This window comes from Enterococcus sp. AZ120 (assembly GCF_050546165.1).
Classification (GTDB): Bacteria; Bacillota; Bacilli; order Lactobacillales; family Enterococcaceae; genus Enterococcus; species Enterococcus faecalis.
In genome coordinates this window covers 2,258,813-2,267,500 of sequence record NZ_CP172950.1, presented here as the reverse complement: position 1 = coordinate 2,267,500, position 8,688 = coordinate 2,258,813, and the positions used below count along the sequence as shown (strand labels likewise).

10 protein-coding genes and 1 tRNA gene (1 of these 11 running past the window's edge) are annotated in these 8,688 nt (G+C 37.7%); all 11 read left to right on the top strand.

Annotated features, from left to right (window positions below):
* Nucleotides 1-36: transfer RNA gene (locus IGJ46_RS10880), tRNA-Asn, on the top strand; it begins 38 nt to the left of the window's first position.
* Nucleotides 37-228: 192 nt separating this feature from the next.
* Nucleotides 229-1,233: a cell wall glycolipid biosynthesis glucosyltransferase BgsA gene (bgsA, locus tag IGJ46_RS10875; RefSeq protein ID WP_002359375.1), complete on the top strand. Its 1,005-nt coding sequence runs from the start codon at nucleotides 229-231 to the stop codon at nucleotides 1,231-1,233.
* A gap of 46 nt (nucleotides 1,234-1,279) precedes the next feature.
* Complete coding sequence (gene bgsB, locus IGJ46_RS10870) at nucleotides 1,280-2,503, top strand: cell wall glycolipid biosynthesis glucosyltransferase BgsB (RefSeq protein WP_218391253.1); 1,224 nt, start codon at nucleotides 1,280-1,282, stop codon at nucleotides 2,501-2,503.
* Between the two features lie 72 nt (nucleotides 2,504-2,575).
* On the top strand, nucleotides 2,576-3,466 hold the full coding sequence (locus IGJ46_RS10865) for an NAD(P)-dependent oxidoreductase (RefSeq protein WP_002356274.1): 891 nt from the start codon (nucleotides 2,576-2,578) through the stop codon (nucleotides 3,464-3,466).
* A 100-nt stretch (nucleotides 3,467-3,566) separates the two neighbouring features.
* Complete coding sequence (locus tag IGJ46_RS10860) at nucleotides 3,567-3,797, top strand: YkuJ family protein (protein WP_002379802.1); 231 nt, start codon at nucleotides 3,567-3,569, stop codon at nucleotides 3,795-3,797.
* A 389-nt stretch (nucleotides 3,798-4,186) separates the two neighbouring features.
* On the top strand, nucleotides 4,187-4,627 hold the full coding sequence (gene fabT / locus IGJ46_RS10855) for a fatty acid biosynthesis transcriptional regulator FabT (RefSeq protein WP_002362455.1): 441 nt from the start codon (nucleotides 4,187-4,189) through the stop codon (nucleotides 4,625-4,627).
* A 15-nt stretch (nucleotides 4,628-4,642) separates the two neighbouring features.
* Complete coding sequence (locus IGJ46_RS10850; RefSeq protein ID WP_002359378.1) at nucleotides 4,643-5,608, top strand: beta-ketoacyl-ACP synthase III; 966 nt, start codon at nucleotides 4,643-4,645, stop codon at nucleotides 5,606-5,608.
* A 52-nt stretch (nucleotides 5,609-5,660) separates the two neighbouring features.
* Nucleotides 5,661-5,888 (top strand): acyl carrier protein, encoded by a 228-nt coding sequence (locus tag IGJ46_RS10845; protein ID WP_002356278.1) that lies wholly within the window; start codon nucleotides 5,661-5,663, stop codon nucleotides 5,886-5,888.
* 136 nt (nucleotides 5,889-6,024) lie between these two features.
* Nucleotides 6,025-6,981, top strand: a complete 957-nt coding sequence (gene fabK, locus IGJ46_RS10840; RefSeq protein WP_002356279.1) for an enoyl-[acyl-carrier-protein] reductase FabK — start codon at nucleotides 6,025-6,027, stop codon at nucleotides 6,979-6,981.
* A 32-nt stretch (nucleotides 6,982-7,013) separates the two neighbouring features.
* Nucleotides 7,014-7,943, top strand: coding sequence for an ACP S-malonyltransferase (gene fabD, locus IGJ46_RS10835; protein WP_002413622.1), 930 nt, complete (start codon nucleotides 7,014-7,016; stop codon nucleotides 7,941-7,943).
* A gap of 3 nt (nucleotides 7,944-7,946) precedes the next feature.
* Nucleotides 7,947-8,684, top strand: a complete 738-nt coding sequence (gene fabG, locus IGJ46_RS10830; RefSeq protein WP_002356283.1) for a 3-oxoacyl-[acyl-carrier-protein] reductase — start codon at nucleotides 7,947-7,949, stop codon at nucleotides 8,682-8,684.
* Nucleotides 8,685-8,688: the final 4 nt, after the last annotated feature.

The window sequence follows — 8,688 nt, the reverse complement described above, 5'->3', positions numbered from 1 at the left end:
ATCATGATGTCGTAGGTTCGAGTCCTACTGCCGGAGTTGAGCAAAAGCAAAAACCAACTTGGTTTTTGCTTTTTTTGTTTTATTCACTATTTTTTGATAAGCTTGAAGAAGGGACTTTAAAAACATTTATAAGATTAAAAGGATCCTACCGAAGAATGAATACATCAAATTTTAGCTATGGTATAATGTGTTTATTATAGTTAGTAAAGCAGAAAAGGAGGAGCGGGTTTGAAAATATTGTTATATTTTGAAGGTGAGAAAATCTTAGCCAAATCAGGTATTGGTCGAGCATTAGATCACCAGAAACGAGCGCTCTCTGAAGTTGGAATAGAATATACATTAGATGCTGATTGCAGTGACTATGATATATTGCATATTAATACATATGGCGTAAATAGCCATCGTATGGTCAGAAAAGCACGCAAACTAGGAAAAAAAGTTATTTATCATGCCCATTCGACAGAAGAAGATTTTCGTAATTCCTTTATTGGGTCTAATCAACTGGCACCATTAGTAAAAAAATATCTTATCAGTTTGTATTCCAAAGCGGATCATTTAATTACACCAACACCGTATTCTAAAACATTGCTAGAAGGATATGGCATTAAAGTGCCTATTTCGGCAATCTCAAATGGTATTGATTTATCACGCTTTTATCCTTCAGAAGAAAAGGAACAAAAATTCCGAGAATATTTTAAAATAGATGAAGAGAAAAAAGTAATTATTTGTGTGGGATTATTTTTTGAACGTAAAGGAATCACTGATTTTATTGAAGTTGCGCGACAGTTACCAGAGTATCAATTTATTTGGTTTGGTGATACACCAATGTATTCTATCCCAAAAAATATTCGACAATTAGTTAAAGAAGATCATCCAGAAAATGTTATTTTCCCAGGTTATATTAAAGGAGATGTCATCGAAGGGGCCTATGCGGCAGCGAATCTCTTCTTTTTCCCTTCGCGTGAAGAAACGGAAGGAATTGTTGTCTTAGAAGCATTAGCTAGTCAGCAACAAGTTTTAGTGCGTGATATTCCAGTTTATCAAGGCTGGCTAGTAGCTAATGAAAATTGTTATATGGGTCATTCTATTGAAGAATTTAAAAAATATATTGAAGGCTTATTAGAAGGGAAAATACCTAGCACTAGAGAAGCAGGCTATCAAGTAGCAGAGCAAAGAAGTATCAAGCAAATTGGTTACGAGTTAAAAGAAGTCTACGAAACAGTCTTATCTTAACAAATATTGAAGGCAGTTATTGTTAGATGAAATGGAGGTAATGAGAGTGAAAATTGGTTTTTTTACTGATACGTATTTCCCGCAAGTGAGTGGGGTAGCGACTTCTATTAAGACCTTAAAAGATGAATTAGAAAAGCACGGCCATGAAGTGTATATTTTTACGACAACCGATCCTAACGCGACTGATTTTGAAGAAGATGTCATACGAATGCCTAGTGTGCCATTCGTATCTTTTAAAGATCGCCGAGTAGTGGTTCGCGGCATGTGGTACGCCTATTTAATTGCCAAAGAATTGGAATTAGATTTAATTCATACACATACTGAATTTGGTGCGGGTATTTTAGGGAAAATGGTTGGGAAAAAAATGAAAATTCCTGTCATCCATACGTATCATACGATGTATGAAGATTACTTACATTATATTGCTAAAGGAAAAGTTGTCCGTCCATCACATGTTAAATTCTTTTCAAGAGTGTTTACAAATCATACGACAGGTGTTGTTTGTCCCAGTGAACGTGTAATTGAAAAATTACGGGATTATGGAGTGACCGCACCAATGAGAATTATTCCAACAGGGATCGAAATTGATAAGTTTTTACGTCCCGATATTACTGAAGAAATGATCGCTGGAATGCGTCAACAACTAGGTATTGAAGAGCAACAGATTATGTTGTTATCGTTAAGTCGAATTTCTTATGAAAAAAATATTCAAGCAATTATTCAAGGATTACCACAAATTATTGAAAAATTACCACAAACTCGTTTAGTAATAGTTGGAAATGGTCCCTATTTAGAGGATTTAAAAGAATTAGCAGAAGAACTAGAAGTCAGTGAATACGTTCAATTTACGGGTGAAGTGCCAAATGAAGAAGTCGCCATTTATTATAAAGCTGCTGACTATTTTGTCAGCGCCTCAACGTCGGAAACACAAGGCTTAACTTATACAGAAGCGATGGCCGCTGGCGTTCAATGTGTTGCAGAAGGGAACGCCTATTTAAATAATTTATTTGATCATGAAAGCTTAGGCAAAACTTTTAAGACAGACAGTGATTTTGCCACAACATTGATTGACTATATACAAGCAAATATTAAAATGGACCAAACTATTTTAGATGAAAAATTATTTGAAATTTCTTCTACAAACTTTGGCAACAAAATGATTGAATTTTATCAAGATACATTGATTTACTTTGATCAACTTCAAATGGAAAAAGAAAATGCGGACTCAATTAAAAAAATTAAAGTAAAATTTACATCTTTAAGAAAATAAACTGCAAAACTTTCCTCCTTCGTTTATACTGAAGGAGGAAAGTTTTTTATTTTAAGAACGGAGGAAGCTACTATGTCTAAAATCGGCTTTATTGGAACGGGTGTCATGGGGAAATCAATTATTCGTAACATGATGAAAAACAATTTATCTGTCAATGTTTACAATCGAACAAAAAGTAAAACAGATGATTTAGTTGCTGAAGGAGCAGTCTGGTATGATACGCCAAAAGCAATTGCGGAAGCGAGTGATATCATTTTTACAATGGTTGGCTTTCCTTCAGATGTTGAAGGCGTGTATTTTAATGAAACAGGGATTTTTCAAGCAGATCTTACAGGTAAAATAGTAGTAGATTTAACCACAAGTACGCCGACCTTGGCTGAAAAGATTGCCAAAAAAGCAGCAGAAGTGGGTGCTCATGCGTTGGATGCGCCAGTTTCTGGTGGTGACTTAGGTGCTAAAAATGGTACTTTAACAATTATGGTTGGTGGCGATCAAGAAAGTTATGACACCGTCTTACCAATTTTCAAAACATTTGGTAAAACGTTTATGCTACACGGCTCAGCTGGAAAAGGGCAACACACTAAGATGGCGAATCAGTTAATGATTGCAGGCACAATGACCGGTTTGACTGAAATGCTCGTTTACGCAAATGCGACAGGATTAACTTTAGAAAAAGTTCTGGAAACAGTCGGTGGTGGCAGTGCTGCAAACTGGTCGTTAAGTAATTATGGACCACGTATTTTAAAAGAAGATTATACGCCAGGCTTTTTTGTTAAACATTTTATCAAAGATTTAAAGATTGCGTTAGATGAAGCAAAAAAACTTGACCTTCCATTGCCAGCGACGCAAAAAGCGACAGAATTATATGAAAGCCTTGCAGATAAAGGGTTTGAAAATGATGGCACACAGGCCTTAATTAAGCTTTGGTGGACAGATGGCAAGCAACCAACGAATAAAAATTAAAGAACAACAAAAAAATCAAAAAAAATGACGAAAAATCATGCAAGTTAGGCAATGTTTTGTTACAATGGTACAGAACTAGTTTGCAAAAGGAGGCCCACTGATGAAACATTCACAACTTGTGGCGATTATTAAGAGACTGGAAGCAATGATCGAAGCAGCAGATAATGAAGTACAAGTACGCCGCTTTGAACGTGAAGGCGTAGAGAAATGTATTGTAAGTTTTGATAAATCAACAGAAACATTTGAATTAACAGAATCTGATACGCACCAAAGCTATCAATTCGATAACATCGATATTGTAGCAATGGAAATTTACGACTTAATTCAATAATTAATCGTCCTACATTTTAATAAGGGAGTGGAGTAGAAGCACCAAAGCTTCTGGTTCACTCTCTTCTCGTATTATCCAGTCAAGTTGTAGCAATAGCTTAGTGGGAGTTTAAGAATTATATAACAAAAATCACTGGCACTTCTCAATCAGGGGAGTGCCAGTGATGCTTTTTAGTTGCACTTCTTTCCTTTTTCTGTGAAAATAGTTTGGGTATCAAAGTAATTGATCCTTTTTTTAAAAGCCTCGTCCCTTGAAAATGCGCCTTTTTTGAAATATTTGAAGAATATTTCATTAAAAATATAGAAAATTCTCTTGCATTCTTTGCTTATTTACGATATAGTTTGAACATCAAATGTTTTGATAATCAAAGTATATGGATGGTGCACAGAATGGAACCTAATTTAGAAACAGTCAACGATTACTTAGTCAGTGTCTTTAATGACATCTTAACGATTGAAGAATCTGAATTGAAAAAATCACAATTTAATGATTTATCCATTACGGAGATGCACACAATCGAAGCAATTGGTATGTACAAGAAAAAAACGTCTTCAGAAGTAGCCAAGGAACTTTCAATTACTGTCGGAACACTTACTGTAGCGATTAACAACTTAGTTAAAAAAGGCTATGTTGAACGTTTGCGTAGTGAAGATGATCGACGTGTAGTAAAGCTTGGCTTAACTAAAAAAGGAAAATTACTTTTTAGAGTCCATCAGCATTTTCATCGTGAAATGGTTAAAAACATTTTGAAAGGCATGGAGCAAGAAGAAGAACAAGCGCTGTTAAGAGCACTAAAAAATCTTCATGATTTCTTGCAAGAATACAAATAAAAAGTGAGGATCCCCATGAAGAATTATGCACGAATTAGTTGTACAAGCCGTTATGTTCCAGAGAATTGTGTCACGAATCACCAACTGAGTGAAATGATGGATACCTCTGATGAATGGATACATTCGCGAACAGGCATTAGTGAACGTCGCATCGTTACGCAAGAAAATACGTCTGATTTATGTCATCAGGTCGCAAAACAGTTATTGGAAAAATCTGGAAAGCAAGCAAGTGAGATTGACTTTATTTTAGTTGCAACAGTGACACCAGATTTCAATATGCCTTCTGTTGCTTGCCAAGTGCAAGGCGCAATTGGCGCCACTGAGGCCTTTGCTTTTGACATCAGTGCAGCGTGTTCTGGTTTTGTCTATGCCTTAAGCATGGCAGAAAAACTAGTCTTAAGTGGTCGTTATCAAACAGGTCTAGTAATTGGTGGCGAAACATTTTCCAAAATGTTGGATTGGACCGATCGCTCCACAGCGGTGCTTTTCGGTGATGGGGCTGCTGGCGTCTTGATTGAAGCGGCTGAGACACCGCATTTTCTAAATGAAAAATTACAAGCAGATGGACAACGGTGGGCGGCTTTAACGTCAGGCTACACGATCAACGAAAGTCCTTTTTATCAGGGGCATGAGCAGGCTAGTAAGACGCTACAGATGGAAGGACGTAGTATTTTTGATTTTGCGATTAAAGATGTTTCACAAAATATTTTATCACTCGTGACGGACGAAACCGTGGATTATCTTCTATTACATCAAGCAAATGTGCGCATTATCGATAAAATTGCACGTAAGACGAAGATTTCCCGCGAGAAGTTTTTAACGAATATGGATAAATATGGCAATACCTCAGCTGCTAGTATTCCTATTTTGTTGGATGAAGCAGTTGAAAATGGGACCTTAATTTTAGGTTCCCAACAACGCGTGGTGCTAACAGGATTTGGCGGCGGCTTAACATGGGGCTCACTGCTCCTAACGCTGTAAAAAACTGTTCACATATAAATGAAGAAAATGACTATTTTGGAGGAATATACACATGGTATTTGAAAAAATTCAAGCAATTATCGTAGAAGAATTAGGAAAAGATGCTGAAGAGGTACAATTAACTACAAACATTCAAGAAGAATTAGACGCGGATAGCTTAGATTTATTCCAAATCATTAACGAAATCGAAGATGAATTTGATGTGAAAATCGAAACAGAAGATGGCATCCAAACCGTTCAAGATTTAGTAACATATGTAGAAAAACAACAAGCAAACTAATACATGAAAATAGGGGGCTGGGACATTTAATTGCTAAATGACCCAGTCCCTAAAAAAACAAGTAAATAAGCCGGAAAAATCCTTTTTTACTTGAATGAAGTGTACTTATCTTAGAACTAAAGGACGTATAAAATCAATGAATCAACAGTTATGTGAGTTGCTTGGAATCAATTATCCCATTTTTCAAGGCGGTATGGCTTGGGTAGCCGATGCTTCATTAGCAAGTGCCGTGTCAAACGCTGGTGGATTAGGGATTATTGCTGGCGGCAATGCCCCAAAAGAAGTCGTAAAAAAAGAAATTAAAAAAGTTAAAGAATTAACGGAGCAACCCTTTGGTGTCAATATCATGTTACTTTCACCTTTTGCCGATGAAATTGTCGATTTGGTTTGTGAAGAACAGGTTCCTGTCGTAACGACAGGTGCAGGCAATCCAGCCAAATACATGGCTCGTTTTAAAGAACATAACATTAAAGTAATCCCAGTAGTTCCTTCTGTTGCTTTAGCAAAAAGAATGGAAAAAATTGGTGCCGATGCTGTCATTTTTGAAGGAATGGAAGCTGGTGGACATATTGGCAAGTTAACCACTATGAGTGGCTTACCGCAAATCGTTGACGCTGTGTCAATTCCTGTGATTGCAGCAGGTGGGATTGGTGATGGTCGTGGTATGGCTGCGGCCTTTATGTTAGGTGCTGAAGCAGTCCAGTTAGGCACACGTTTTTTAATTGCCAAAGAATGCAACGTTCATCCAGATTATAAACAGAAAGTTTTAAAGGCACGTGATTTAGATGCAGTAATTACCTGTCAACATTTTGGCCATCCAGTGCGTACTTTAAAAAATAAATTAACCGCTCAATATAATCAATTAGAAAAGCAAGAACTCCAAAAAGAAGTGCCTGATTTAGAAATGTTTGAAAAAATTGGTCAGGGCGCTTTGCGCAAAGCTGTCGTTGACGGGGATATGGATTACGGTTCCGTCATGGCGGGACAAATTGCCGGGTTAATAAAAAAAGAAGAAACAGCCCAAGAAATCATTGATTCACTCATGTCTGAATGCAAAGCGATTGTACATAAGATGAATCAGCGTTGGGGCTAAGTGAATAATTTTAACAAAAAATGAGGTGTCGTATGAAAACAGCGATTTTATTTAGTGGACAAGGAGCCCAGTATCAAGGGATGGGTGAAGAATTATATCACCAAGAAACGATTGTTCGGGAAACCTTCGATGAAGCAAGTCATATCTTAGGTTATGAGATGGCAGAACTTTGTTTTACTGAAAATGAACGTTTAAATGAAACAGAATATACGCAACCTGCTATTTTAACAGTCAGTGTCGCATTTTACCGTCTTTTGCAACAAAAAGGACTAACGCCTGATGTCGTAGCGGGTTTAAGCTTAGGGGAATATAGCGCTTTGGTTGCCAGCGGGGCTTTGCGCTTTTCAGAAGCAGTGGCCTTGGTCCAAAAGCGCGGTCAGTACATGACAGAAGCAGCACCACAAGGAACTGGCAAAATGGTTGCTGTCATGAATGCTGAGCGTGAAGTAATTGAGAAAGCCTGCCAAGAAGCCAGTGCTTTCGGAATTGTGGCTCCAGCAAATTATAATACACCACAACAAATCGTGATTGGTGGTGAGGTTGCTGCTGTTGATCAAGCGATGACACTTCTCAAAGAAGCTGGTGTGAAGCGAATGATTCCGTTAAATGTGAGTGGCCCTTTCCATACGGCGCTGTTACAACCAGCATCAAAAAAATTGGCTCAGGATTTAGCAAAATTGAACTTTCAAACGATGCAAATTCCTGTCATTAGTAATACGACTGCCGAAATTATGCCCCAAGAGGCAATTCAAGCGTTATTGGAAAAGCAAGTCATGTCTGCGGTACGTTTTGAAGACAGTATCGAAACGATGAAGGCTATGAACGTAGGAACGATGATTGAAGTTGGTCCAGGGAAAACATTAACTGGTTTTGTTAAAAAAATTGACAAAACAATTGAAATGCACCGTGTGGAAGATGTTGCAACATTAACAGAAACGTTAACAGCACTTACTGGGAGGTAAAAAATGGAATTAACAGGGAAAAACGTATTTATTACTGGAAGCACTCGTGGGATTGGCAAAGCAGTTGCATTGGCTTTTGCGAAAGAGGGCGCCAATATTGTTTTAAACGGTCGGAGTGAGATTACGCCAGAACAACGACAAGAAATTGAAGCCTTTGGGGTAAAATGTATTGGCCTTTCTGGAGATATTTCTGATTTTGATGCAGCAGGTGAGATGATTCAAGCAACCGTTGACCAATTAGGCTCGATTGATATTCTGGTGAATAACGCTGGGATTACGAATGATAAATTATTATTACGAATGACAAAAGAGGATTTTAATGCCTGTTTAGATATTAACTTGGTAGGAACTTTTAACATGACCCAACAAGCGGTTAAACGTATGATGAAACAACGAAGTGGTCGGATTATTAATATGGCTAGCGTTTCTGGTTTAATGGGAAATGTTGGTCAAGCAAACTACGCTGCGAGTAAAGCGGGTGTCGTTGGTTTTACTAAATCGGTGGCACGAGAAGTTGCGCCGCGCGGTATTACCTGCAATGCGATTGCACCAGGGTTTATCCAAACAGAAATGACGGATGTTTTATCGGAAAAAGTTAAAACACAAATGAATGCGCAAATTCCCTTACAAACGTTTGGGCAAGTCGAAGATGTCGCAGCTACAGCGATTTTCTTAGCTAAAAGTCCCTATATTACTGGGCAAGTCGTGAATGTTGATGGCGGCTTAGTCATGCACGGATAAACGA

Bases quoted from the DNA above. Each gene is read 5' to 3' on its own strand.
- fabT (WP_002362455.1), top strand. From the start codon at position 4,187: ATGGAACCTAATTTAGAAACAGTCAACGATTACTTAGTCAGTGTCTTT.
- IGJ46_RS10865 (WP_002356274.1), top strand. From the start codon at position 2,576: ATGTCTAAAATCGGCTTTATTGGAACGGGTGTCATGGGGAAATCAATT.
- IGJ46_RS10845 (WP_002356278.1), top strand. From the start codon at position 5,661: ATGGTATTTGAAAAAATTCAAGCAATTATCGTAGAAGAATTAGGAAAA.
- IGJ46_RS10850 (WP_002359378.1), top strand. From the start codon at position 4,643: ATGAAGAATTATGCACGAATTAGTTGTACAAGCCGTTATGTTCCAGAG.
- fabG (WP_002356283.1), top strand. From the start codon at position 7,947: ATGGAATTAACAGGGAAAAACGTATTTATTACTGGAAGCACTCGTGGG.
- IGJ46_RS10860 (WP_002379802.1), top strand. From the start codon at position 3,567: ATGAAACATTCACAACTTGTGGCGATTATTAAGAGACTGGAAGCAATG.
- fabD (WP_002413622.1), top strand. From the start codon at position 7,014: ATGAAAACAGCGATTTTATTTAGTGGACAAGGAGCCCAGTATCAAGGG.
- fabK (WP_002356279.1), top strand. From the start codon at position 6,025: ATGAATCAACAGTTATGTGAGTTGCTTGGAATCAATTATCCCATTTTT.